Origin of the sequence: Anoxybacillus sp. PDR2 (assembly GCF_009834045.1) — a bacterium.
GTDB lineage: Bacteria > Bacillota > Bacilli > Bacillales > Anoxybacillaceae > Anoxybacteroides > Anoxybacteroides rupiense.
On record NZ_CP047158.1, the window covers coordinates 3,578,500 to 3,602,243 of the forward strand.

Here is a 23,744-nt window from a genome sequence, read left to right on the forward strand (position 1 = left end):
CTCCCTCCTTTAACCGTTCGCCATGTCGAAAAAAGGAATCCAGCACTTGAATTCTTTTTTTCGACTGGCGCTAGTTCTAGTATAACGAAACTTTCTTTTTTATTGAAGGAGACTTTTGTTATAATTCTTGTATAAATGACGAGAAAAGCAATTAGAATGAAAGAATAGAAACGATTCGGGAAAGGATGAGAACAGTTGCTGCAAACAAGTCTGTCGAAAGCGGCGCTGGAGGAAACGGCCCGCCAGCTTCAACGAGAAATAGCCTTTCCTTTGCACGAAGCCGATTTAAAAAAAGGATTGAAGCTTTATCGAGAAGGCTTCGTCTATAACGCTCATTTACTCGATTCTCAAACGGTGCACGCTCACGTATTAGACGAAAAGGTGCACCAATTAACGCTTCATTTTACCGATCTTTCACAAGGCCGCTGCGAATGCGGAGCCGCTCCTATATGCTCGCACAGATTGGCGCTCTTTTTTTATTTGTACGCAAATGTCGGTCCCGTCGGAGAACTGGTCCGAACGTGGACTCAAAGACAACCATCGATTAAGCTGACCAAAGCCAGCCAAAGCGGAAAGCCGTCAGGTTCATCGAGCAGTTGGCGGGAACAATTTGAACAGGCTTATCACCGCTTTTTAACTCATTATCGCATGATTGACTATTGGTTCGCCCATCATTTATGCGACCGTTTTTTTCCATCACTGCTCGATAAAGCTCCTGATTTGTCCGTTGAAAAACAGCTTTATCATCTTCACGCTGCACTGTTTACCTTTGAGCAGCTGATCGAATATAGCGAACGGTTTCAGCGATATTCCTACCATCGCTCCTATTGGGAAGCAGCCGCTTCTGACTTCGTAAGCGTCATTCACAATAAATGCGCATCTCTTGCCAGCATGTCCATACCAGCAGCCTATTCCACACTGCTGAAAGAAACTCAAGAATATGTGCATTCTCTCTTATTTACCGGTCCAAATTTGCCGGACTTGCGCATTCGCGTGTATCAAACCGTATGGAACATGCTCGTTCAAGGCGGATTGTCTACGGAGCATGAGCGAGAGAAGCTGCAGCCGAAGCTAGAGCATCCCTCTTCAAAGAAGGAAAGCCTGATCGCTTTAGCCCATCTCGCCTTTTTGCGCCGTCATGATGGAGAAGCATTCGCGTTTCTCAAACAGTCTGATATGCCGGTTGTTTCGTATTTGCTGTTTTGGCTTCGGGAGCTTTCCCATACTCGACAGTGGACGCGGATGAAGGCGTGGTGGCCGCTGTGCCTAGATGCTGTCGCTTCGCTCGAGACCATCTCTCATCATAATAGAACGCAAATTATCAGAGAAGTGCTCCATCTATTGGAACACTATACAGAGACTACTGGAGATGGAACCTACTACGAGAGGATGCTGCAAAAGCTGCTTCCATATAGCGCCTATGATTACAGCCATTTTCTCATGGCAAGCGGCCAATATAAAAAATGGGTCGATTTGCATCTCATTGCCCATATGGAAATTGAAGATATCCACCGCTCGTTTTTGGCCGAGATCGAAAAGAGCGATCGTTCATTATTGCTGCCGCTTTACCATCACGGCGTACAAAAAATGATTCAAATGAAAAATCGCCAAGCTTATAAACGCGCCGTTAAATATTTAAAAAAGCTGCGCTCCTATTACCGGTCATTGGGCAAATATCATATATGGCTCGAATACCGTGAGCGATTGTTGGTCGAAACGAAGCGGATGCGAGCGTTTTATGAAGAAATGCAGAAAGGAAAGTTGCTGAATGATTAAGACCATTACACTTATGGGACGATGGCTTGATGAGGAAGAAGCTTTTTTCCTCTACAGCAACGTCCCTTTGAATCTTTGGCAAACGATCGCTTTTTCCTGGCATGAGGAAAGCTTTTACGGCACGCTTTTGTCGAGTGCCAAAATAGGCCATGAGGAAGGAGTTTTGCTTTCTCCATGGGAAGCGGCTACTTTTTTTGCACTTTCCCCTGAAAATGAGCTGGCTCCGCTTGAGTGGAGCGAAAGCTTGTCTACTTGGCGACAGTGGGCGCAAGAAATGATGGACGATATTTGCGAAATGCGCCTCATGCCCGATTTTTCCGCATGGAAAAAAGGCGGATTCGGTTGGAAACGGAAGGATGGAGCTGATGAAGATCCCTTTTTAATAAAATGGCGGGCGCTTGCGATCAATGAGTGGATCAGACGCGACCGCGAGCTAAACGAAACATGGGAGGAAATTGTTCGCACCTATCCGCTCACTACCAGCCATATCCCCTATTGGCTCACCAATGAAGACGACTGGCTGTATGAAATTGGCTGGAATGGCCAGCGTCCTCCTTTTATGGTAGCGCTGCGCCTTACCGAGCCGATGGAGGATTTCTCCCATTGGTCTCTAGAAACGGTGCTCGTTGCTCATGATGAAACGGAAGCGCTCGTCTGGCACAAGTCCATGGAGTGGCCAGATGGATGGCGGGAGCACGAACAAGCCATTCAGCGCGCCTATCGCCTCTGGATGAAAGTCGTACCTTGGCTTGCCGATGAAAACGGCGGGCTTTTGGTTGATTTGGATGATGAACAAGCATGGCGCTTTTTATCGGAGGCAAGCGAACAGCTCGTAGAAGCCGGCGTGCGCATTTTATTGCCTTCTTGGTGGGAAGCGGTCAAACAGACACGCCTCACGCTAAAAGCAAAAGTGAAGTCTTCTTCATCATCCAATCCGTCACTATTAGGACTGGATGCACTTGTCGATTTTGATTGGAAAATTGCCACAAACGGTGTGGAGCTTAGTGAAGAGGAGTTCGACCAGCTTGTCGCGCAAAAGCGTCGCCTCATGCAAGTGCACGGACGTTGGATTCAGCTTGATCCTAAGCTGATTCAGCACGTACAGTCTTTAATGAAAAAAGCGCGAGAAGAAGGAGTGGCCATTCGCGACATTCTACAGGAAGCCTTCGTACAACAAACACAAAGCGAAACATCCGAAGAGACCGGCGAGCTCCGTCGGTTTGCCATTGAGCTAAATCGCAGTTTTCAAACGCTTGTAAGCAAGCTGACAAACATTGACCGCATTCCATCGGTTTCCATTCCTCATTCATTTAAAGGAACACTGCGGCCATACCAGCAGCGTGGTGTCGACTGGCTGCTCTTTTTGCGCCGCTTTCGTCTTGGCGCTTGTCTGGCAGACGATATGGGGCTTGGTAAAACGGTGCAAATGCTCGCTTACTGGACATACGTGCAGAAGCATGAGGCCAATCAACAGCCGTCTCTGCTCATTTGCCCAACGAGCGTGATCGGTAATTGGCAAAAAGAATGCGAGCGGTTTGCCCCGTCTTTAAACATCTATATTCATCATGGCTCAAACCGCGCAAAGAAAGAAGCGTTCGTTGCCGCGGCCAAACGGGCCGATCTCATCCTCACCTCGTACAGCTTGGCTCACCTTGACAGCGACGAGCTAAAATCCATTGAATGGGACACCATCTGTTTAGATGAGGCCCAAAACATTAAGAACGCCGATACGAAACAAGCGCGCGCGATTCGAACATTCATCGGCCGTCATAAAATCGCCCTTTCCGGCACGCCGATGGAAAACAGGCTAAGCGAGCTGTGGAGCGTTTTTCATTTTATCAATCCCGGTTATTTAGGCAGCCAAAGGCAATTTCAACGCCGCTTTGCCATCCCTATTGAAAAGGAACGGGATGCCCAAAAAGTGGCGGTGCTGCAAAATTTGATCCGCCCGTTTTTATTGCGGCGTACGAAAACCGATGAAGCGATCGCTCTTGACCTTCCTGATAAGCTTGAACAAAAAGAATATTGCCCGTTGACGGCCGAACAGGCGTCTCTTTATGAAGAGCTTGTTCAGCAGACGCTGGCCGACATCGAAAAAGCAGACCGATTTGAACGGCGCGGCCTTATTTTGCAAATGCTAAACCGTCTGAAACAGCTATGCAACCACCCGGCCCTGTATTTAAAAGAAGCCAATCCGGCCAACCTTTTAGCACGATCCCGCAAATTGGAAAAATTGCTGGAGCTTATCGAGCAAATCCGTGAGCGCGGAGAAAGCTGCTTAATTTTTACGCAATATATCGAAATGGGGCGGATGATTCAACAGTTGATCTCTTCCCATTTTCACGAACAAGCGTTCTTTTTAAACGGCAGCGTCCCGAAAGCGGAACGCGACCGCATGATTGAGCAATTTCAACAAGGTGCCTTTCATATGTTCATTTTATCCTTAAAGGCTGGAGGCATCGGATTAAACTTAACAGCGGCCAACCACGTGATCCACTTCGACCGTTGGTGGAATCCCGCTGTCGAAAATCAAGCGACAGACCGCGCTTACCGCATTGGCCAAAAGCGGTTTGTTCATGTTCACAAACTGATTACAGTTGGCACGCTAGAAGAAAAAATCGATGAAATGATTGAGCGCAAGCAAGCGCTGAATAACGAAATTATCCAAAGCGAAGCATGGATCACCGAGCTTTCTAATGAAGAACTACGGGAGCTATTGATTTTGCCAGCCATGGTTCATAAAGGAGCGGAACGATCATGAAAAACACACGGAGAAAGAAAACAAAGGAAGCAAGCAAGCAAACGGCTTGGGAAAAACTGCGTGAGCAAATGGCGAAAAAAATAGCCAGCCGCCAGCAACACAGCCGGCAAACAAACAGCAGCCTCAGATGATCGATTTCATTTTTGCGCCGCATGGATATCGTTCATTCATCCACACGAACAACGGGGGCATGAAATATGATATAGTATATGGATAAGATATGCAGCAAAAGAAAATAGAGAAGCAGCCAGCATGCCGGGCTCGTCTGATAGGATCAAAGGATGGCTCCATCAGCCCGACGGCTGCCTCGGCTCCGGCCGGAACATCGCCAAATACGATATCTGCTGCTTTCGGTAAATATAAAAGGTTTGTAGAATCTGAAAAATTAGCTGGCGTTCGATCGCAAGAAGCTCATGAGCACAGAGACGGACATGCTTTCGCTGCACGTCGCTCCATTCGTAGGACACAACGGAAACCGTTCTTGTTTTTAAATGAAGGGCGACGGCGAACATATAGCGATGATCGACCGATTTGAACAGAAGATGCACACGCGCATTTTCTTGGCACTGAATCACGCGCAGCCATTGTCCGCGGCAAAGCTCCGCGGTCGTGTTCGTCTCCCTCTTTAACAGCGAGAGCGAATAAGAAAAACGATGGGCCGGCCTTGAATGAAACGGCAAAGACCAGGCGCTATGGATTTCTCGAATAAACACGCGGCACGAGGGCTCACAGCGCTTGCTTTGCTTTTTTTCATGCACGGCAATATCAGCTAGATAAAGATTCACGAACATTCTCCTTTCCTTAAAAATCTTTCAGTCAGCAGGTTTTTTTCGAAACCCCTTGTACAGCTTCATTCATAAAACGTAAACGGATCAAATATAATGGGACTATCTATCCTTCAGCTGAGTTTGATTGGCAAGCCTCCATTTGCTTGCTGAAAGTTAAGATGGCCTCTATCGAACAAATTTTGTTTGAACGACAATCTCCTAATAAGAGGCAGCTCTCATGATGGAAAAAGGGCCAACCATATGCGGCTGGCCAATATGTGAGGGGACGAATCGAGGAAAACCATTAGATGAGGACATCATCTTTCTGTTTATGGGGAAAATAAGAGGATCCATTTTTAGACGGGATTACTCTTGCGTGCTCCATACGGCGGCCTTGCCGCCCATAAAACGAACAGACTCGGCAATAATCTCGGTCACATATACACGTTTTCCCGCTTGATTTTCGTAATTTCGTGTTTGAATGCGGCCCATGACGCCAATAATCGAACCTTTGCGGCAATAATGAGCCGTGTTCTCCGCTATTTTTCGCCATAGCTTGCAATGAATAAAATCTGTATCAATTTCACCGTCCGTATTGCGGAAGCTGCGGCTTACGGCCAGCGTCACATTCGCCATCGCTGCCCCATCTGCCGTATAGCGAAGCTCTGGATCTTTCGTCAAACGGCCGACTAACACGACCTGGTTAATCATTCCATTCCTCCCTTCTATCATTATATATTGGCCGCATTTCTAGCATAAATCATGGCAGTTTGATCCGTAAAATAGCGACTTTTGAATTTTTTTATTTACTTTTTCACAAAATATCGATAAGACTATTTTCTAATGATGCAAAAAACGACAAAAAAATTCAATTTCTTTCATTTTTTTATCTTTTTTCATGTGAAGCTTGTTGATCAATCCCGTTTGTTCATTTTCTTTTTCCAATATGATTGTGTTATAATCTTGTTTGAGACAACATTGACGAGGTGATAAAATGAAAACCTTCAAGCTTGTGGGGGTTCAGGTCATTGACGATCATCTACATCGCCAGCAAATTCCGCTCATTGACGGGCTCATCATCAATAAGGAAGATGGCAGAAACCGATGGCTCGTTGAAACATATATAGATAAACAATATGAACCACTATTCGCAAAACTCCAACGTTCTCAAGATGAAGTTCGCCTCGAAGTGACCATTTCCCACACCGGCAATGATCCAGCTTATATGCTTGCAACCATTCATTCTGTTACATCGATGAAGGAGCATATTAGCGTGCTCATGGAAGGACTTATGATCCGTAATCGAACAGATTTGGCAGAGATTGTGCTTGCCGGGCTTGTTGAAAAAGGATTGCAGGGTGAAGCGCTGCTGAAGGAATTTAAGCATGAGCTTCATGAGCGCCGCGGCATGAAGTGGCGCGAACCTGTAAAAGTGGATCAAGCAACAAAGGGCTAGATGATTCTAGCCCTTTTTTTGTTGCTCTTTTCGGCTGGCTGATGGCGAAATGAAATCCGCCACAAGAACATACCGCTGTTTGGCATTTCCGATAAAATCAAAGGGATAGCAAGTCGTTACCGTTAGCGTCGGCCGCGGCTTCTCCACAAGCACCGTACGGTCGTTTTCCGAAACAATGCGCACCTTTTTCACCCGATAAATAAACTCGCCAGCTTTCGTTTGGACAATCAGCTCGTCATTCTTTCCCACGCTTCCTAAGCGGCGAAATACCGTGTCGCGGTGGCCGGATAGCACGACATTGCCTTCTTCGCCAGGTAAAGCGCTTTTTGGATAATGCCCGACCCCTTTGCGAAGCTGCTGTTCTGTCGCTCCATGATAAATGGGGATCGAAATATGAAGCTTAGGAATAAACAAGGTCCCCATGTGCTCATCCAGTTTCGGCTCCGGCTGACCTGTCTTTGTCTCGACAGATGAGATGACGGGCTTAGAGATGGGTTTAGACTCTGTAGCGATGGGCTGAACGGCACGGTATCCTTCCCAATACGCATACCCATTCCATGCGGCCACCATGCTTCCCGCTATCATCCAGCCAATGGCTACATATTTCCTATACCTCACTTTTCTCATCTTATTTCACCGTTCTCTCCCGCTTCCGCCAATACATCACGGCTCCAAGCAGAATCATCATCAGACCAAGCAGCATATTCTCCATATATGGCGAGGCCGTATTCGGCATTTTTTCGCCCTGCATTTTCGCTTTCATTTCACCGCCGATTTCCCCAGCGTGAATCAGATTTTCCCCGGCATGAAGGATATACCCTGATTTGAGCATTTCTTCAGACAGCTGCATATCCGCCAAGATCTCTCCTTGAGAGTTGCGAAGCTCAACAAGCAAATCGCGGCCTCCCAGCGTGTTCATATCCAGCAGTTTCTGATAGGATATTTCTTCCTTTTGACCATTCACTAAATAAAATACAGGATGGATTTCTAACGTTGCCAGCATGTCCTCCCAAATAGAGAGCAGCTCCTCTTTTTGTTGCTTCTTCAGCTTCGTCGGATCCTCTATATTGAGAAACCGCTCCATTCTCGCGTCCAGCTTTTTCATTTTCTCGGCCAGAGCTTTTTCATCAAGCGCCATGATATGGTCAAACAAGCGGTTCGCCTCTTGTTCAGTAAATCCGATCGCAGAGAGCATATCATTGATTTGCTGCATCGCCGCATCATGATGCAAATAAAAATGAACCGCCGCATCCAAATCCTCAATAAACGTATAATCCTGCAACGTCTCCCCGAATTGACCGAGCAATGCTTCTAGCTCCTCTTTTGTTAGTTTATGGCGCACAAGCAATTCATTTAATTGCTCCTCTGTAATCGGCGTTCCGAGCCATTGCTTCAGTTCATCCACCGTCGCAAAATCCGCCAGCGTCTTGTCATAATCACTTAAATACTGTTGTAAATCATTCATCGTCCATCCAAAGCTGCTTATGTACGATTGTACTTCTTTCTCGTTCACTTGCGCTGCAGCTGGCTGTCCAAATCCGTCTATACCAATAAAAAAGCAGAAAACGATGACCCAAAGAAGCTTTTTCAACGCTTGTTCCTCCCTTAAAAAAATTCATACGATAGTATTATTTTCCATTATGCATACTCTTATGTATTTACTATCTTTTATTTTTTCAAACATGAAAAAGCTTCTTTGTTTGTGAGAAGTGGATTTAGAAAAGGGGGGCATTTACCGGCAGCACGTCTTCGCCGCTCCCTTATATGAACTCCTGATTGAATGGACATGTCAGCTACATAAGTCACAAGCACAGCAGCTAGAGGAAAGAGGAAGGCCATTTTGAAAATGCCCGGACAAAGCGGATGCCATGCTGGTTATGATTCTCGGCAGGGCTCTCGCATTCGTGAACCATAATAAAAACCATCCATCTTCAAAAAACTAGAAAGAGATGGATGGTTTTGTCTTTCGTCTATTCTTGTTGTGCATATACGGGCGCAAAATATGCGTCGTACAGGGCACGGACAGCTTTATTTACCGCTTCTTCCTTCACGCCAAACATCATGCTTACTTCAGAAGAGCCTTGGTTAATCATTTCAATATTAATCTGCGCTTGGGCAAACGCCGCTGTCGCTTTGGCCGCGACCCCGACAGCGCGCTCCATTCCCTCTCCGACCACCATAATGAGCGCCAAGCCATATTCAATATGAATCTCATCAACCTTTAGCTCCGTTTGAATCCGATCCATAATCCGCTGCTCTTTTTCTCCCTGCAGCTGATTGGCACGCAAAATGACCGACATGTTATCAATTCCAGATGGCGCGTGTTCGTACGAGATGCCTTCGTCCTCTAGAATTTGCAGCAGCTTCCGGCCAAATCCGATTTCGCGGTTCATTAAATATTTGCTTACGTTAACGCTACAAAAACCTGTATCACTGGCGATGCCGGCAATCGGCACATTCCGGTGGTCCCGCTTGGCGACAATCCAAGTTCCGGGGGCCTCCGGATTGTTGGTGTTTTTGACGCATACCGGAATTCCTGCTTTAAATACCGGTTCGAGCGCTTCATCATGAAATACCGAAAATCCCGAATAAGATAGCTCTCGCATTTCACGATAGGTAATTTCCCGCAATTGCCGTGGATTTTCGACCATCGACGGATTGACACAATAAATGAAGTCCACATCTGTAAAGTTTTCATACACGTCGGCGCCGGCTCCAGCGGCTACGATCGAACCAGTAATATCTGAACCGCCGCGCGGGAACGTGACAATATGTCCTGTTAATGAATAGCCGAAAAATCCGGGGATCACGACAATATTTGAGCATTGCTTCAGCTTGCTCAGCTTTTCATAGGAATCCTGCAGAATTTGGGCATTGCCGGGCTCATCCGTTACAAAAATGCCGGCTTCACGCGGACTTACATAACGCGCTTCCATGCCAAGGCTCCGCAAGTAAAAGGCCATTAATTGGGCATTATGGTCTTCGCCGCTCGCCTTGAGCGCATCAAGCAAACGGAGATGGTCATCATGATAGGCAGCGATTTTTTGCTGCAAGTCGGCTTTCATTTGCTCTATAACCTCCGATGCTTGCAGTTCCAAGCCCCTAGCGATATCCGCATATCTCTCGACAACGGCTTCAATCAAGCTGTCGTATTCGTTTCCTCTCATAACGGCTTCCGCCAAGCGAATCAGTAAGTCGGTCACCTTTGTATCGGCTTTATACCGCTTTCCTGGGGCTGATACAACGATGATGCGCCGTTGCTGATCGGATTGGATAATGCCTGCCACCTTGCGGAACTGCTCGGCGCTCGCCACAGAGCTTCCCCCGAATTTTGCTACTTTCATCTTCCATAACCCTCTCTGTTTAAAGATTATTTATATTTTGTTATCATACCACATTTTTTCCGAAGGAGAAGCATTAATTTCTGATAATTCATTCATTTTTGTTGAATATTTCCCGCGCGTACGTTGGCAATGCCCTCTTTGCATACGCCATACGGAAGCCATGAGCAATTGGCGCATAAGTGATCTAAATCGTCTGGACGCACTCGGGCAGCGGTCCGCTGCAAAAGCTCTGATTTCCAATAAATCTTATTTTCTTCAAGCCCTAAATGCTTGATCACTCTTCGATCCATCGCGACCACATGGTCATTGGAACGAGGAGAAGCTTGGCATGTCGACTCTCCATGATGCGGACAGGCGGAGCACGCTTCATCGAGCGCCACCACCACTTGAATCGGGAAATCTTTTTCTTCATTGCGGATTTCCTTCACAATCTCTTTCATTTTTTCCACAAACGACGGGCTGTATCCCATGCCGCGGAATCCATGGACGCATAATAAATGATGTCCTCTTAGCCGCAATGGCTTCATATTCGTCTTCCCCCTCCCCCATTTTCGATATCCCTTTCATTATACGCCGAAACTTGGACTTGATGTACGAGATCGTCAGAAGTCGCCCCGGTCTGCGCCGCACTTGGAAACCGAAGTCCTCTCGGCGGACGCCTTAAAAAAACCGCCACAATGGGAATTTTTGTTCGATGATTTTATAAATGCCGCAACGCGTCTCAAGCGTGAAAAACAGCAAAGTCGCTTTGGCCCGCCTCGCTTCAAGTGTATCGCGATGCACATCAAGAATCAGAGATGATCCTTTGGAGAGAATGACCTTTGCCTGCTTCTGCTTGTACCGCTCAATACCGTGAATATGGCGCAGAGCGAGCCAAAAGCATTTATCGCTTTCCGGGGAGCAAGTGGGGATCATATATAATCGCAAAGAAGTACAAACACAAATGGGAACCATTTGCTTGAGTCCTAAAATGAGCTTCGCTGCCTCCAATCGTCCTTCGTAACCGCATCCATAGTAGGTGCAGCTATGCTCGACAATTTTTAACGGCGACTTTTCTACTATATACGTCGCATTGGTTTCATGGACAATGGTGCATAATTGGCCGTACTCATTGTAGAACGGCTCAAGTGCTTGCGTATCTTCCACGATTTCATAGTATCTTTTCACTCCAAGTTCCCCCTATATTGATAATCATCCAAATTTAGTACGTATGTTCGATTTTTGAACAAAGAAATCTCATCCATTATGACCACCTCCATCTCTATTATACAAAAAATTACAAATTTAAAAATAATTTTTATCATTCCGGCAAAATTTTTCCTCCTCACTAGGCTCTCTATTGACTTTCCATTGCCAACAATGGCATGCTAGATGTACATCACTATATACAAGAACAAGGCAGGGACCCATGGATGGAAGTAACAAAAGAAGAACTATCACAAGTGTTATCTGCGTTGATGCAGCAGCTTATCGGCAGCTGGACGAAAGAAAAAATCCACTCCGATGTGCTTGAAGTGATTATGAAAATGAGAATTGACGCTGGACATGAAGAGGAATATATGCAACTGCTGCTTGGAAATGTGGCTTTTGCGACAGAATCGACCTATGCACTGCAAAATGTTTTGCAAACGATTTTAACCAATCAAGCGTTTCCGACGACGGCTGCTGTTGAAGCGATGATGGAAGAAGCGCAGGCCCGCATTCAAGACCAGCTTCCGACTCTTATTGACCGATATGCTTCCCATTTCTCACAGCTGGAGGAGCACGAGCGCAAAATGCAGCTTGAACGGTCATATTGCGCTATTTTAGTGGCCAATCGCATCAAAACTGATTTTATTTTCAGCTTTATCCATGAGCAAAACCAAGAGATTATGAAAAACTTTTTCACCGTTGATCCAAAAGACATGCTGGAAGCCTTCCATCATTTGAGCGGCGCATATGCGACGTTTCTTTTGGAGGGGCTGGAACTGACCTATTAGAAAGGCTGACCGTGTGTCAGTCTTTTTTATATGTTGTATGCAAAGGTAGTGGAACAGTCTTCAATTAAACAATTAAACTGGGGATGTCTATTTTTTTAGACTCCCTAGTTCATTTTAGAGGGGAGCCATGAGCTATGTTAATTGATTTTGACGGATCGATTCTGATACGAGCCGTCTTATTATGGGGATTTCTTATTGTATTACTTAAATGGAAATGTGAACTACTCACCACTTAGCTAAAGCTTGAAGTGGGAGCTTCTCAGTTCCACGACGAAAGCCGCCTTTCGTCTCCCTGAGCGTGACTTCGGGTCGTTCCAACCCTAGATGTCCGACAATTCGGAGTTCTTTTGTACCTTGGATATTTTACGCATGGAAGGATCCGCTTGGTTTTCGCATTTTATTTTCTCCATGCAACCTCCTATATCCAGTTATGAAAGAACGACATAGGTTTATTTTACCACAGGGTCAGACAATTGAACAGGCAAAAGCCTGTCCTTGTCCGAAGTCGATTCATCTCCCACTTTCATCAAGCTTCGCAAGATTTAGAAGTGGGAGACTTCTCGACTGAAGAATGTTAAAAAAACGAATCTTTACCTTATTTTCTTTTCCCTATTCTACATTTACCTATGCAATGTATTAAACTATACTCAATTTCCGATTATTTTAGATCCTGAAATGAAAAAGGAAATCGGGCAAAATGTATGGAGAGATGCTAATTTTATACCGTTTAACCTCAATAAAGAAGATATGAAAACATCGCTTCTCAACATTTTATTAACGATCCCTTTTGGATTTGGTATTCCTTTTATTACAAAGGTTAATTGCAAACGAATCGCGTTATTGGGAGTTTTATTAGGAATTTGTCTGGAATGCTTACAATTAATCATCGCATTAATCGTTGGATTTACTTTTAAATACGTCGATATGAACGATGTCCTATTCAATTTCTCTGGTGCCATTTTAGGATACGGCCTCTTTCAAGCGTTCATGATCCTTTTCAAAGCATGGATACATAAACTGAATATTAAATTAAACCCATTTTTGAAGTATATTTACGAAATAAATGAAAACGAAAGATTCCTGTCTCGTTAGCGAAGTGGGAGTCGTTCACATCTTTTATGTCATATTCTACAAAACCCGTGAGTATAATCGTTATCGGGTGTAGATTCATCGTTTTATTTTGACAACCTCCCCATATAATGCTATGATTTTCCTGGGGAGAAATTTCACTATATTTTGTATGCGCTTCCTTTGTAAGCGCATATAAGAGAAACAAAGGGGGAATTTGGATGATTTATACTCAACCTGGACACCCTGGTTCTCTCATCACGTTTAAAAAACGCTATGAAAACTTTATTGGCGGCAAATGGGTGCCTCCGGTCGACGGGGAATATTTCGAAAACATTTCTCCAGTGACTGGACAGCCGTATTGCGAGGTGCCTCGTTCGAAAGCAGCTGATATCGAGTTGGCTTTAGACGCGGCCCATGAAGCAAAGGAAGCGTGGAGCCGCACATCGGTCACGGAACGGGCCCGCATCTTAAATAAAATTGCTGACCGCATGGAAGAAAATCTGGAAATGCTGGCGGTTGCCGAAACGTGGGAAAACGGCAAACCCGTCCGCGAAACACTCGCGGCCGATATTCCGCTCGCCATTGACCATTTCCGCTATTTTGCTGGCTGCATTCGCGCTCAAGAAGGATCGCTTGCAGAAATCGACAATGATACAGTTGCTTATCACTTTAAAGAGCCGCTTGGGGTCGTCGGACAAATCATCCCTTGGAATTTCCCGATTTTAATGGCGGCATGGAAGTTGGCACCAGCACTGGCGGCAGGAAACTGCGTCGTATTAAAACCAGCAGAACAAACACCAACATCCATCCTCGTATTGATTGAACTCATCGAAGATCTTCTGCCAAAAGGAGTCGTCAACGTTGTAAACGGCTTTGGGCTCGAAGCAGGAAAACCGCTCGCCTCCAATCCTCGCATTGCCAAAGTGGCATTCACAGGCGAGACGACAACAGGCCGGCTCATTATGCAATACGCATCGCAAAACATCATCCCAGTTACACTTGAGCTTGGCGGCAAATCACCAAACATTTTCTTTGCCGATGTGGCTGAACAAGACGATGAATTTTTTGATAAAGCGCTTGAAGGCTTTACGATGTTTGCTCTCAATCAGGGCGAAGTGTGTACATGCCCATCTCGCGCCCTCATTCAAGAATCCATTTATGACACCTTTATGGAGCGGGCGTTAGAGCGAGTCAAACAAATTAAGCAAGGCAATCCGCTCGATACCGAAACAATGATCGGCGCTCAAGCGTCTTCCGAGCAACTAGAAAAAATCCTATCCTATATTGATATTGGAAAGCAGGAAGGAGCCGAGCTGCTCATCGGGGGAGAGCGCAATTTCTTGGAAGGCGAATTACGCAATGGATATTATGTCAAACCAACCGTTTTCAAAGGCCACAATAAAATGCGCATTTTCCAAGAGGAAATTTTTGGACCAGTCGTATCTGTGACGACATTCAAAGACAAAGAGGAAGCGCTCGCCATCGCCAATGAAACATTGTATGGTCTTGGCGCTGGTGTTTGGACGCGCGACGTCAACACTGCTTACCGCTTTGGACGTGGCATTCAGGCTGGACGCGTCTGGACGAACTGCTACCACGCCTACCCAGCTCACGCTGCATTTGGCGGATACAAAATGTCCGGTATCGGACGCGAAACGCACAAAATGATGCTTGAGCATTATCAACAAACCAAAAATCTGCTTGTCAGCTATTCGCCTCAAAAACTTGGATTCTTTTAATAAAAAACGCCGTAAAGATCGACGGCTAAGCAAACATTTCAACAAGGCAGTGTGCAGCTTGCGCGCTGCCTTTTTTGAAAGGAGGGAAAAATGATGGGCGAACAGCCAAAAGTGATAGCGACGGAAGCGGCGCTAGAATTGATTGAAAAGCTAAAAGCGAAATATGGACCGCTGATGTTCCATCAATCTGGCGGCTGCTGCGATGGTAGCTCTCCAATGTGTTATCCGCAAGGCGAGTTGATCGTCGGCGATTCAGATGTGCTTCTTGGCGAAATCGGCGGCTGCCCGTTCTACATTTCGGCGGCGCAGTACGAATATTGGAAGCACACTCAGCTTATTATCGATGTTGTTCCCGGACGCGGCGGCATGTTTTCGCTTGAAGGCCCAGAAGGGGTGCGCTTCTTAACGCGCTCGCGGGTCTTCGGCTAAAAAACGCGCTAGACCCTGCCAAACTAAGAGGGCCGCATGGTCCTTCTTTTTTATGCCGCCAAACAAGCAGATCTCTTCATCTGCCTCGAGAATATCCAGCACTCCTTCCCCTCCTTAGAACCTCTTCTATATTTTCCTATTTCTTCCGATATAAAAGCGTGAGAAAAGCCTTCAGCAAAAAATATGGAATTTCCATTTGATGAGAAATGTTGTAAAATGGGAGTGGCTTTATTGACTCCATATTTCGACAATCATGACATCTAGAATCAATGTTTATAGAAAATGATGATCCCAAAGGCATAGCGCCTGGCTTAAGCTAATGAGCAGCAACCTACAACATGTTTTATCAAAAAAAGAAGCGCCCAAAAAAATGGGCATACGTGGCATGGATCTAGTTTCTAAGTTCGACCATTTCATTTAGGCTGACAAAAAAGGAGTGGGAAACGTGATCAATAAATTACGGTGGAAGCCTGTAATCGGGGCGGCAGTTTTACTTTTGTTAGCTGCCAGCATACTGGCCTATTTCTTTTTTTTCAAAACTCTACATATACAAGTAAACGGGATGATCACAGACGGAAATATTGAGCTTCAGGCCAAAGACGTCCGTCTCAAAAAAATCAAAAGCGGCACGAAATCCTCTATTAAATCCAAAGACTATTTTACGATCTATCAGCTCTCATCCACGTCGCTTTCGCGTCATTATGGCACACTGACTGTTACCGTTCGAAAATTAGAGAACAACGATATGTTTGTATTTACCAAGTTTCAAAATGAAACGACGCGACCTAGTACGATTGACTTTTCCCTATCGTTCAAGAAGCCTTTTACAAACTATACAGTGACTCGTTTTCATTCTGAAAAAATTAAGCATGAGCATGATTCCACTTTAGGCGTGGACCCTACATCGACGCCACATGGACTCGTTGAGCTCAAAGGCGATGATGCTTATGCGAATATGGTCATTAGCAAAAATTATAATTCTGTGCCATTAGTCAAACAATACAGTGATACGCGAAAAAGCCAATTGCGCGAATTAATAAAAGAAACAGATGAAACGAAAATCACTGGACAAGGGCAGCGCATTGTCATTCATATGCCTCATGTGGCCAAAAGGCAAAGTTTATCGGAAAGCTGGTTCTTATACTCCTCCCAACCGCTTTTTCAAAACATGGGAAATTTTAAAGAATGGGAAAAGCACACCTTGAAAGAGTATAAGAAAATTAACAAATGGTATACCGCTGATGGGCCGTTTGGCAAGCTGCCGTGGTCGATCGAACCGTCTACTAAATTTGGATACGGACGATATTTTGCTCTTGTCCATGATCGACGCTATGCCGATCACTATGAAAAAACAAAAGAAAGATATTTTTACGACTTTATCCTAAACTCAGTGGCCAATTTATTAAATTATGGCGCTCAATTAGGCAAGCCGATTCCAACTGAAATTACGAGCACGTGGCTGAAAGACAATTATGGAATTACCGCTCCGTATTATGATACTCGCTTTAACGAGTATATCGCTATTTATTTAAAGCGGATCAGCAAGCTATTCAACATTCCGGAATACCAAGATATCGCTCTGTTCTACGCTGATTACTTATTAGACCAGGTGGAAAAAAAGAACTACATCCAAACCGAGAACGGCTATATTATTTGTGATTTCTACGGAAACACGCAAAAGAAAAAGACTCACGCTTCCTTAAATCATTCATTGGGAGAAATGAATTTCCTGCTAGAAAGCTATTTGGAAACAAAAAAAGAAGCGTATTTAACAGCAGCGTTACATATTAAAACGGGCATTGAAGACATCGGAGACAGATGGATTAAAGACAACAAAGACTTATGGTATCAGTTAAATCCTGACCTTACTTTTCATGGCACCGATTATCCGCTGTTAACATTAGAGGATTTATTGAAGGCCCAAAAGAATTTGGAAAAGGTAGGGGCAGGGAGAAGCCCTGTTTTCGATCGGTTCATCACTTCAAAAACCCAATACCTTGTCAATCACAACATCGAGATGACGAAAGCCGTGATCGCTTCTCTTGAAGAAGGAGGATTCGGCGATTTGGTGAAAGATTATAAAAACGTATCGGATTATTAAAAAATGATGGGGTGCTTTTCTGACGGCCCATATAGCTCCCCTGCAAAAGCCAAATCTATTTTTGACGGTCGGAGACAAGCCAAGACCGGCCTTTGTCACGCTAAAGCAAGACCGAACAATAGGCCGCTTACAGAACAAATGAATGGCGCAGCGGCCGTCCAACCGTCGAATGTTAAAAAGTCCAGTTGCATCGATCTATCAGACAAAAATACAAAAAGTAGCGGCATTTTCATGTTGATCATTCCGCAGCGTGTTTAGCATAAAAAAAGGGAGGCTTGAACAGGCCTCCTTTTTTCTTTCAACATGTTCCATATTCTTATGTTTCATAAAAAATGGAACGTAAATGATAGTCGATGACCGCCTCGATTTCTTGAGAAGATAACTGATGCGGCTGCATAATGCCATGCATGGCCAAGCCGTCAATAAGCGCATAGAGACGCTCTGTTTCCATTTCAATTGGCACATTAGGATTTACTGCTCCAAGACGAATCAATGCTTCAAGCAACGATCGAATTCCAGAACGAAGCTCCTCATACACTTGTTTGCTTAAAGGCTGGAGTTCCTTATCCCATAATGCCTTTTGAGTAAACGCCAACCACACCTCCATTTCCTTTCTTGTTTCATCAGTGAGCGGTAAAAGCTCGCATAGGAAACGTTTTACCGCTTCAAGCGGCGGACCGGAAACAGGCAAGGCGCTCATTCTTTCTTTTACCCGTTCGGAGACAAGCTGCATAGAAAAGGCTAAAAGCTCTGACTGAGAGGCAAAGTAATGCCGCAATGAACCGACCGAAATCCCTGTCTCTTTTGCAATGTTGCGAACTGTTGCTTTTTCCAATCCATCTCTCATAATGACTCTCCAAGTCGCTTCGGCAATCATCTTTCTCTGTTTTTCATGATCCACGATTTTAGGCATACGTATATTATATCACGTTTTTTTAATACAAGTGTGTTATAATATTTTTAGCAAAAATGAAGGAATGTAAAAAGGCTGTAGTCAAAGCCTATGTTGACTTTGACTACAACCCGCCTTTTCTGTGCGATTATGCACTCGCTTTTTCTTTTTGGCGCTGATCCGACAAGGTGATTTTTCGCAAGGCTAATGTCAAGGCAGCTCCACATACGATGAACACAAGACCAAATAGAAACACGGAATGGAGCGACTCGATGAGCGAATGCTTTAAAATAGGAATAAACGCATCTTTCATTTGCTGAGGCATGCCCGCCAGCATCTCTGGACTAAACAACATCGAATACAGCGACTGTGGATTATCATGAATCATATGGGAAAATTTATCCGCCATTTCCTTCGCCTGTGGCGGAAGCGCCGTTAAAGTTGGCATGAGGCGCTCTTCTAAAATCTGACTTGAACGATGATTCATAATCGCCCCTAAAATCGTCATTCCGAACGTTCCGCCAATGGAGCGGAAAAATTGGCTTGACGATGTAACGACTCCGATTTCCGATTTCGGGAAGGTTTCTTGCAGAGCCAACGTCAAAAGTGGCATCACTAGCCCGACACCTAATCCGAGCACAATCATATAAAATGTCGCTGTCCATTTTGTCGTTCCGATATCCATTGTGCTAAGCAGACCAAAACCGGAAGCCATGATGAGCATACCAATGATGAGCTGCGGTTTCACTCCGATTTTATAAACAATTCGACCGCCAATAATGCTTCCGACAATCATTGTGATCATCATCGGAGTCATAATGGTACCAGATTGCGTCGCGCTCACGCCGACAACCCCTTGCATGAAGAACGGAACGAACATAATCGCGCCAAACATGCCGACACTCATTAAAAAGCCAAGGCCATTCAATATCGTAAATGTCCGATTTTTAAAGAAATGCATCGGCAAAATCGGTTCTTCGGCTTTTCTCTCAACCAACACAAACGCTGTTAAAAAGACGATGGCTACAGCAAATAAACCAATAATTTGCCAAGATGTCCATTCATACTTATCGCCGCCAAACGTTAACGCCAACAGCAAGCTGACAACGCCGATAATCATCGTACACATACCGGCAATATCAAATTTGACAGGTCCTGTTGCTTGATGCTTATTTAGTCCCATCGCAATGAAAATCGTCGCCAAAATCCCGACAGGAAGGTTGATATAAAACACCCATTCCCAGCTCATGTGGTCGACAATCCATCCGCCCACTTGCGGACCTAAAATGGAGGCAAGACCATATAAACCGCCAAACACCCCTTGCCATTTGGCGCGCTCTTTTCCAGTAAACAAGTCCCCGATGATAATCATGGCCATCGGCATCATAATTCCGCCGCCGATCCCTTGCAGGCCTCGATAAATAATCAATTCGGTCATATGATGCGCCATCCCGCAAAGTGCCGAACCCACCATAAAAATGACCAATCCGGATACATAAACGACTCTTCGTCCTAATAAATCCGCCAATTTTCCGGCAATCGGCACGACCGCTGTCGATGTGAGCATATAAGCGGTCGTCAGCCATGTCATCAGGCCAATCCCTCCAAGCTCACCGACAATGCGCGGCATGGCCGTTCCAACAATGGTTCCATCAAGCGCACCGAATAACATCGCAATAATTAATCCTGTGATTAACAAATTGCGATGCTTAATCGCAGATGGCGCATTTAATATAGCTGTGTCTGACATCGTATCTCTCCTATCTATCATGATGTTAGGTCATATCATATATTCATGAACAATGGTACTTGATGTTTATGAACAGAATATGAACTTTAATGATGTTGGGCCATATATTCATGAACGGCTTCTTTTAATGAATCAAGCGCTTCACATAACGGATGAAGCTGCTGACTTTCAATATATAATAAAATCCCTTTCACCACATATTCCCGCGGCGCTGATTGCTCATTCATAAATTCCGCCTCAAGCGTATCCAGCGCGGAATGAAGCTGATGGTACGTTTTTTTATCAAGCGACAATGACGATAGCTTTTTCTTTAAGCTTTCCATTTGAGCCATCATTTGCATTTTTCGTTTACGCTTTTCCTGTTCAGCCATTTCCATAAAAGAGTGAACGATCTCTTGCTTTAACAGCGGCTCCTCGTGTTCAGAAAAGTGCATGACAATCGCATCAAGCCGACGGACAATAAACGCGGCAATTTCCTTTGCTTGAAACCTATTCGGATGAAACATCATATAAAAGGTGTATTCACGTAAAATGCCGCTTAACATGGCGGCTACGTCATACACATATCTTTCTACTTTTTTTCCATATACTTCAATCAACCGTTGACAATGCCAATTGAATATGCGGGAGCGCTGCATGCGTAAATAGCTATGAAGGTTCTCGTTAATTTTGGGAATTTGCTCCGCCACTACCATCTGAAAAAAATCTTTCTGTGAATGAATGCTTTCTAACTGTACTTCGAGTTGTTTGATCAACACTTCCCTTTCCGATTCCGCTTCTCCCTCGTGCTTCGCATGGATAAACTGTGAAAACAACTGATCTAAATAGTATTTGACAACCGAGAGCATCAACTCTTCCTTTGAGGAAAAATGATGATAAAATGCTCCCTTAGAAATGCCCCAAGCTTCGACAATATCTTGAATGGAAGTGGAATAATACCCCTTTTCAGCAAACAGCTTCATCGCGGTTTTAATAAATTCAACCTTGCGTTGCTTTGTCATTCCTATTTTCCACTCCTAAGTCCAAGACACCTTTTGGTTAGGCAGGCACCCTTTTACAAAGACCTTCGGATAAATGGACAGCTTCGTACGAGGCTTCACCAGCTCGGCATGAACTCCATGCTTCTGAAGCTTTTCCACAAGCTGCTTACAAGACAATTCTTCTTTATATTTTCCCATGAAAATGGCACCTCAATTCGCTCATCGAATTTCGACCAAACAGTCATTCTCATTATAAATACTTTTTCATCATTTATCAAGAATAATATTCAAACAAAAATGACCTATTAGTCAAAATTTTATCGACAAAAAATGACCAAATAGTCAATCTATATATGATCCACAATAAAAATGACCGTTCTGATCTCCGCTTTGAATGAACGGTCATCCATTTTGATATTATTCACCTAATGCCTGTTTTGCCAATGCGAGGGCGCCACAAATGCCGGCATTGTCACCAAGTCCCGGCCGCACCACATACTCATCGATATGCTGTAAAATCGCTTCATGCTGAATATAGCCGTTCAAAAAGTCTATCACATAACGGCGAACAGCCGGCAACAGCTGCGTTTGCTTCATCACCCCGCCGCCGACAATGATTTTTTCAGGAGAAAGAGTCAGGATATATTGGGCGATCGCCTGTCCTAAATAAAAGGCTTCAAGCTCCCACACTTCCGTATGGTTCGTCAATTCGGCTCCCTTCTTGCCCCAGCGCTTTTCAATCGCAGGACCCGAAGCCATTCCTTCCAAGCAATCGTTATGAAATGGACAACAGCCGGCAAAACCATCCTCAGGATGACGGCGGACCAGAATATGGCCCATTTCCGGATGCAAGAGCCCATGCAACAGTCGGCCCTCCACGATAGCCCCCACACCGATTCCCGTTCCAACCGTCATATAAAGACAACTATTGGTTCCTTTGGCCGCTCCCCATAATCGCTCCCCTAAAGCAGCAGCGTTGACATCGGTATCAAAGCCGATCGGAACAGGAAAATATTTGGACATCTCTCCTACAAAGTTAAAGCTTTCCCATTTCCGCTTTGGCGTACTGGTAATGTAACCATATGTATGGCTGCTTTTATTTAAGTCAATCGGACCAAATGATCCAATACCGATCGCTTTTAGTTCAAACTGCTGAAAAAAACGGATGACGCTCCGCATCGTTTCCTCAGGTGTTGTTGTTGGAAACATCTCTCTTTGACGAACGCGGCCATCATCATCTCCGACTGCGCAAACAAATTTTGTTCCACCCGCTTCAATTGCGCCAAGATACATGCTTTTTCCTCACTTTCTGTTCACTTTTTATGGTCGCACCAATCCACTCCAGACTTCTCTATGGAAAAAACTAGTCACCCCATGTATAATAAACACCACCACCCTTTAACGGCATTGTTTAGCAGTGCTTCTAAGACTTTCTCGCTAGCAATTATTTCGCTCATCCATGCTTAAAAACCTTCGCTTTTTGGATGTTTTTTCGCGCCGTAAGTCTGGACTGCGATGGTCTTACATACACGCTGCCAGAAAGCTAAATGAAATCGATTCTAGGGTGGTGCGGCAGAACGAAGGAGGCTCATGATGTCCAATAACAGCATGCCGCTTGAAACGATTGGCTTTTTCGTCCATCATACGCAAAATGAACGATACTAAATATGAATAAGGAGAGGATACTTTTGATTCGACTCGCAACAATCGGAACGAACTGGATTACTCAAGAATTTTTACAAGCTGCTCAGCCAATTTCCCAGTTGACATTGACCGCTGTCTATTCCCGCGACGAGGAAAAAGCGAAGCAGTTTGCCGCAAAAACCGGAGCGAAACGCACATTTACTCATTTAGAAGAAATGGCCAAAAGCGATGAGATCGACGCTGTCTACATCGCCAGCCCCAATTCGCTCCATGCCGAGCAAGCCGTTTTGCTTATGAATCATGGCAAACATGTCTTATGCGAAAAGCCATTGGCCTCCAATACAAAAGAAGTCCAAGCGATGATAGAGGCGGCTAAAGCGAATGATGTCGTATTGATGGAAGCGATGAAAACAACGCTTCTCCCCAATTTCCAAGCGATCCGCCGCCACCTTCATAAAATCGGAAAAATACGCCGCTATTTCGCTAGTTACTGCCAATATTCCTCGCGCTATGACGCCTATAAGCAAGGGACGGTATTAAATGCCTTTAATCCGGCTTTTTCAAACGGCGCATTGATGGACTTAGGCGTTTATTGCCTTTACCCGCTCGTTGTTTTATTTGGAAAACCGCAATCGTTAAAAGCCAGCAGTGTCATGCTGGAATCAGGCGTCGACGGCGAGGGAAGCATCGTCCTTCATTACGGCGATATGGATGCGGTTGTGATGTATTCAAAAATCACGAATTCCTATGTTCCTGCAGAAATTCAAGGAGAAGAAGGAAGCATCGTCATTGATGCCATCCATACTCCGACCAAAGTGGAAATTCGCTACCGCGATGGCCGAGTCGAGGATATTACAGAGCCTCAGACGCATCATCCGATGTATTATGAAGCGCTTGAATGGACGCAGCTTATCACGCGCGGCCAGCGCCAATCAGAAACAAATTCACACGCCCATTCGTTCATCACAGCTGAAATAATGGAGGAAGCGCGAAAACAAACCGGCATTCGATTCCCTGCCGACGAGTCGACCCTTTGCCAATAAAGCAAAGGGTCT

General features: G+C 44.9%; 22 protein-coding genes. 10 read left to right on the forward strand and 12 right to left on the reverse strand.

All coding sequences use genetic code 11. The annotated features are described in order from the left end of the window. Positions 1-195: 195 nt before the first annotated feature. The 3 genes from GRQ40_RS17240 to GRQ40_RS18835 are packed head-to-tail and all read left to right on the forward strand — an operon-like array spanning position 196 to position 4,668. Complete coding sequence (locus tag GRQ40_RS17240; protein WP_159720546.1) at positions 196-1,776, forward strand: hypothetical protein; 1,581 nt, start codon at positions 196-198, stop codon at positions 1,774-1,776. After that, positions 1,769-4,537 carry a DEAD/DEAH box helicase gene (locus GRQ40_RS17245; RefSeq protein WP_159720548.1) on the forward strand — a complete coding sequence of 923 codons (2,769 nt, stop codon included), beginning with the start codon at positions 1,769-1,771 and terminating at the stop codon, positions 4,535-4,537. Before GRQ40_RS17240 ends, GRQ40_RS17245 begins: the two co-directional genes overlap by 8 nt. Further along, positions 4,534-4,668 carry a hypothetical protein gene (locus GRQ40_RS18835; protein ID WP_255458239.1) on the forward strand — a complete coding sequence of 45 codons (135 nt, stop codon included), beginning with the start codon at positions 4,534-4,536 and terminating at the stop codon, positions 4,666-4,668. Before GRQ40_RS17245 ends, GRQ40_RS18835 begins: the two co-directional genes overlap by 4 nt. A 159-nt stretch (positions 4,669-4,827) precedes the next feature. On the opposite strand, the gene GRQ40_RS17250 is transcribed toward GRQ40_RS18835, so the two are convergent. Both GRQ40_RS17250 and ssb read right to left on the reverse strand, forming a co-directional pair. Then, positions 4,828-5,322: a hypothetical protein gene (locus GRQ40_RS17250; RefSeq protein ID WP_159720550.1), complete on the reverse strand. Its 495-nt coding sequence runs from the start codon at positions 5,320-5,322 to the stop codon at positions 4,828-4,830. A 348-nt stretch (positions 5,323-5,670) separates the two neighbouring features. After that, entirely contained in the window at positions 5,671-6,015 is a 345-nt protein-coding gene (ssb, locus tag GRQ40_RS17255; protein ID WP_080861607.1) for a single-stranded DNA-binding protein, read from the reverse strand. A gap of 283 nt (positions 6,016-6,298) precedes the next feature. Between ssb and GRQ40_RS17260 the strand changes: the two genes are divergently transcribed. Continuing rightward, positions 6,299-6,760 (forward strand): YwpF-like family protein, encoded by a 462-nt coding sequence (locus GRQ40_RS17260; RefSeq protein WP_044742424.1) that lies wholly within the window; start codon positions 6,299-6,301, stop codon positions 6,758-6,760. Positions 6,761-6,766: 6 nt separating this feature from the next. Here the strand turns inward: GRQ40_RS17260 and GRQ40_RS17265 are convergent, their stop codons facing one another. From GRQ40_RS17265 to GRQ40_RS17285, 5 genes are all read right to left on the reverse strand, one after another. Continuing rightward, positions 6,767-7,387 carry a class D sortase gene (locus GRQ40_RS17265; RefSeq protein ID WP_159720552.1) on the reverse strand — a complete coding sequence of 207 codons (621 nt, stop codon included), beginning with the start codon at positions 7,385-7,387 and terminating at the stop codon, positions 6,767-6,769. A 1-nt stretch (position 7,388) separates the two neighbouring features. Then, entirely contained in the window at positions 7,389-8,351 is a 963-nt protein-coding gene (locus tag GRQ40_RS17270) for a processed acidic surface protein (protein ID WP_052660930.1), read from the reverse strand. 379 nt (positions 8,352-8,730) lie between these two features. Then, positions 8,731-10,104, reverse strand: a complete 1,374-nt coding sequence (locus GRQ40_RS17275; RefSeq protein WP_159720554.1) for an aspartate kinase — start codon at positions 10,102-10,104, stop codon at positions 8,731-8,733. Between the two features lie 92 nt (positions 10,105-10,196). Then, the gene (locus GRQ40_RS17280; RefSeq protein WP_066150477.1) at positions 10,197-10,631 is read right to left on the reverse strand and encodes a DUF1284 domain-containing protein; all 435 of its coding nucleotides are present in this window, start codon (positions 10,629-10,631) and stop codon (positions 10,197-10,199) included. Between the two features lie 133 nt (positions 10,632-10,764). Continuing rightward, complete coding sequence (locus GRQ40_RS17285) at positions 10,765-11,271, reverse strand: competence protein ComK (protein WP_080861596.1); 507 nt, start codon at positions 11,269-11,271, stop codon at positions 10,765-10,767. Positions 11,272-11,516: 245 nt separating this feature from the next. Between GRQ40_RS17285 and GRQ40_RS17290 the strand changes: the two genes are divergently transcribed. From GRQ40_RS17290 to GRQ40_RS17310, 5 genes are all read left to right on the forward strand, one after another. Beyond that, positions 11,517-12,083, forward strand: a complete 567-nt coding sequence (locus GRQ40_RS17290; RefSeq protein ID WP_159720556.1) for a hypothetical protein — start codon at positions 11,517-11,519, stop codon at positions 12,081-12,083. Between the two features lie 564 nt (positions 12,084-12,647). Next, complete coding sequence (locus GRQ40_RS17295) at positions 12,648-13,175, forward strand: VanZ family protein (RefSeq protein ID WP_159720979.1); 528 nt, start codon at positions 12,648-12,650, stop codon at positions 13,173-13,175. Between the two features lie 197 nt (positions 13,176-13,372). Further along, positions 13,373-14,893 carry an aldehyde dehydrogenase gene (adh, locus tag GRQ40_RS17300; protein ID WP_159720558.1) on the forward strand — a complete coding sequence of 507 codons (1,521 nt, stop codon included), beginning with the start codon at positions 13,373-13,375 and terminating at the stop codon, positions 14,891-14,893. Between the two features lie 93 nt (positions 14,894-14,986). Then, positions 14,987-15,322: a DUF779 domain-containing protein gene (locus tag GRQ40_RS17305; RefSeq protein ID WP_044742418.1), complete on the forward strand. Its 336-nt coding sequence runs from the start codon at positions 14,987-14,989 to the stop codon at positions 15,320-15,322. A gap of 445 nt (positions 15,323-15,767) precedes the next feature. Continuing rightward, a complete protein-coding gene (locus GRQ40_RS17310) occupies positions 15,768-17,423 on the forward strand; it encodes a hypothetical protein (RefSeq protein ID WP_159720560.1) in 1,656 nt (551 codons plus the stop codon). A 316-nt stretch (positions 17,424-17,739) separates the two neighbouring features. Here the strand turns inward: GRQ40_RS17310 and GRQ40_RS17315 are convergent, their stop codons facing one another. The 5 genes from GRQ40_RS17315 to GRQ40_RS17335 all read right to left on the reverse strand — a co-directional run bounded on the left by GRQ40_RS17315 (position 17,740) and on the right by GRQ40_RS17335 (position 22,338). Beyond that, on the reverse strand, positions 17,740-18,336 hold the full coding sequence (locus GRQ40_RS17315) for a TetR/AcrR family transcriptional regulator (RefSeq protein WP_159720562.1): 597 nt from the start codon (positions 18,334-18,336) through the stop codon (positions 17,740-17,742). A gap of 127 nt (positions 18,337-18,463) precedes the next feature. Continuing rightward, on the reverse strand, positions 18,464-20,065 hold the full coding sequence (locus GRQ40_RS17320) for an MDR family MFS transporter (protein WP_044742415.1): 1,602 nt from the start codon (positions 20,063-20,065) through the stop codon (positions 18,464-18,466). An 86-nt stretch (positions 20,066-20,151) separates the two neighbouring features. Next, a complete protein-coding gene (locus tag GRQ40_RS17325) occupies positions 20,152-21,066 on the reverse strand; it encodes a TetR/AcrR family transcriptional regulator (RefSeq protein ID WP_159720564.1) in 915 nt (304 codons plus the stop codon). A gap of 15 nt (positions 21,067-21,081) precedes the next feature. Further along, positions 21,082-21,243, reverse strand: a complete 162-nt coding sequence (locus tag GRQ40_RS17330) for a hypothetical protein (protein ID WP_156450556.1) — start codon at positions 21,241-21,243, stop codon at positions 21,082-21,084. Between the two features lie 219 nt (positions 21,244-21,462). Beyond that, positions 21,463-22,338 (reverse strand): ROK family protein, encoded by an 876-nt coding sequence (locus GRQ40_RS17335; RefSeq protein ID WP_159720566.1) that lies wholly within the window; start codon positions 22,336-22,338, stop codon positions 21,463-21,465. 395 nt (positions 22,339-22,733) lie between these two features. Between GRQ40_RS17335 and GRQ40_RS17340 the strand changes: the two genes are divergently transcribed. After that, positions 22,734-23,732, forward strand: a complete 999-nt coding sequence (locus tag GRQ40_RS17340) for a Gfo/Idh/MocA family protein (RefSeq protein ID WP_159720568.1) — start codon at positions 22,734-22,736, stop codon at positions 23,730-23,732. Positions 23,733-23,744 lie beyond the last annotated feature (12 nt).

What these genes read in the sequence shown, in the direction of transcription:
- GRQ40_RS17245 (WP_159720548.1), top strand. Translation starts at nt 1,769, where the DNA reads ATGATTAAGACCATTACACTTATGGGACGATGGCTTGATGAGGAAGAA.
- GRQ40_RS17305 (WP_044742418.1), top strand. Translation starts at nt 14,987, where the DNA reads ATGGGCGAACAGCCAAAAGTGATAGCGACGGAAGCGGCGCTAGAATTG.
- GRQ40_RS17335 (WP_159720566.1), bottom strand. Translation starts at nt 22,338, where the DNA reads ATGTATCTTGGCGCAATTGAAGCGGGTGGAACAAAATTTGTTTGCGCA.
- GRQ40_RS17260 (WP_044742424.1), top strand. Translation starts at nt 6,299, where the DNA reads ATGAAAACCTTCAAGCTTGTGGGGGTTCAGGTCATTGACGATCATCTA.
- GRQ40_RS18835 (WP_255458239.1), top strand. Translation starts at nt 4,534, where the DNA reads ATGAAAAACACACGGAGAAAGAAAACAAAGGAAGCAAGCAAGCAAACG.
- GRQ40_RS17330 (WP_156450556.1), bottom strand. Translation starts at nt 21,243, where the DNA reads ATGGGAAAATATAAAGAAGAATTGTCTTGTAAGCAGCTTGTGGAAAAG.
- adh (WP_159720558.1), top strand. Translation starts at nt 13,373, where the DNA reads ATGATTTATACTCAACCTGGACACCCTGGTTCTCTCATCACGTTTAAA.
- GRQ40_RS17325 (WP_159720564.1), bottom strand. Translation starts at nt 21,066, where the DNA reads ATGACAAAGCAACGCAAGGTTGAATTTATTAAAACCGCGATGAAGCTG.
- GRQ40_RS17315 (WP_159720562.1), bottom strand. Translation starts at nt 18,336, where the DNA reads ATGCCTAAAATCGTGGATCATGAAAAACAGAGAAAGATGATTGCCGAA.
- GRQ40_RS17265 (WP_159720552.1), bottom strand. Translation starts at nt 7,387, where the DNA reads ATGAGAAAAGTGAGGTATAGGAAATATGTAGCCATTGGCTGGATGATA.
- GRQ40_RS17290 (WP_159720556.1), top strand. Translation starts at nt 11,517, where the DNA reads ATGGAAGTAACAAAAGAAGAACTATCACAAGTGTTATCTGCGTTGATG.
- GRQ40_RS17280 (WP_066150477.1), bottom strand. Translation starts at nt 10,631, where the DNA reads ATGAAGCCATTGCGGCTAAGAGGACATCATTTATTATGCGTCCATGGA.
- GRQ40_RS17320 (WP_044742415.1), bottom strand. Translation starts at nt 20,065, where the DNA reads ATGTCAGACACAGCTATATTAAATGCGCCATCTGCGATTAAGCATCGC.
- GRQ40_RS17275 (WP_159720554.1), bottom strand. Translation starts at nt 10,104, where the DNA reads ATGAAAGTAGCAAAATTCGGGGGAAGCTCTGTGGCGAGCGCCGAGCAG.
- ssb (WP_080861607.1), bottom strand. Translation starts at nt 6,015, where the DNA reads ATGATTAACCAGGTCGTGTTAGTCGGCCGTTTGACGAAAGATCCAGAG.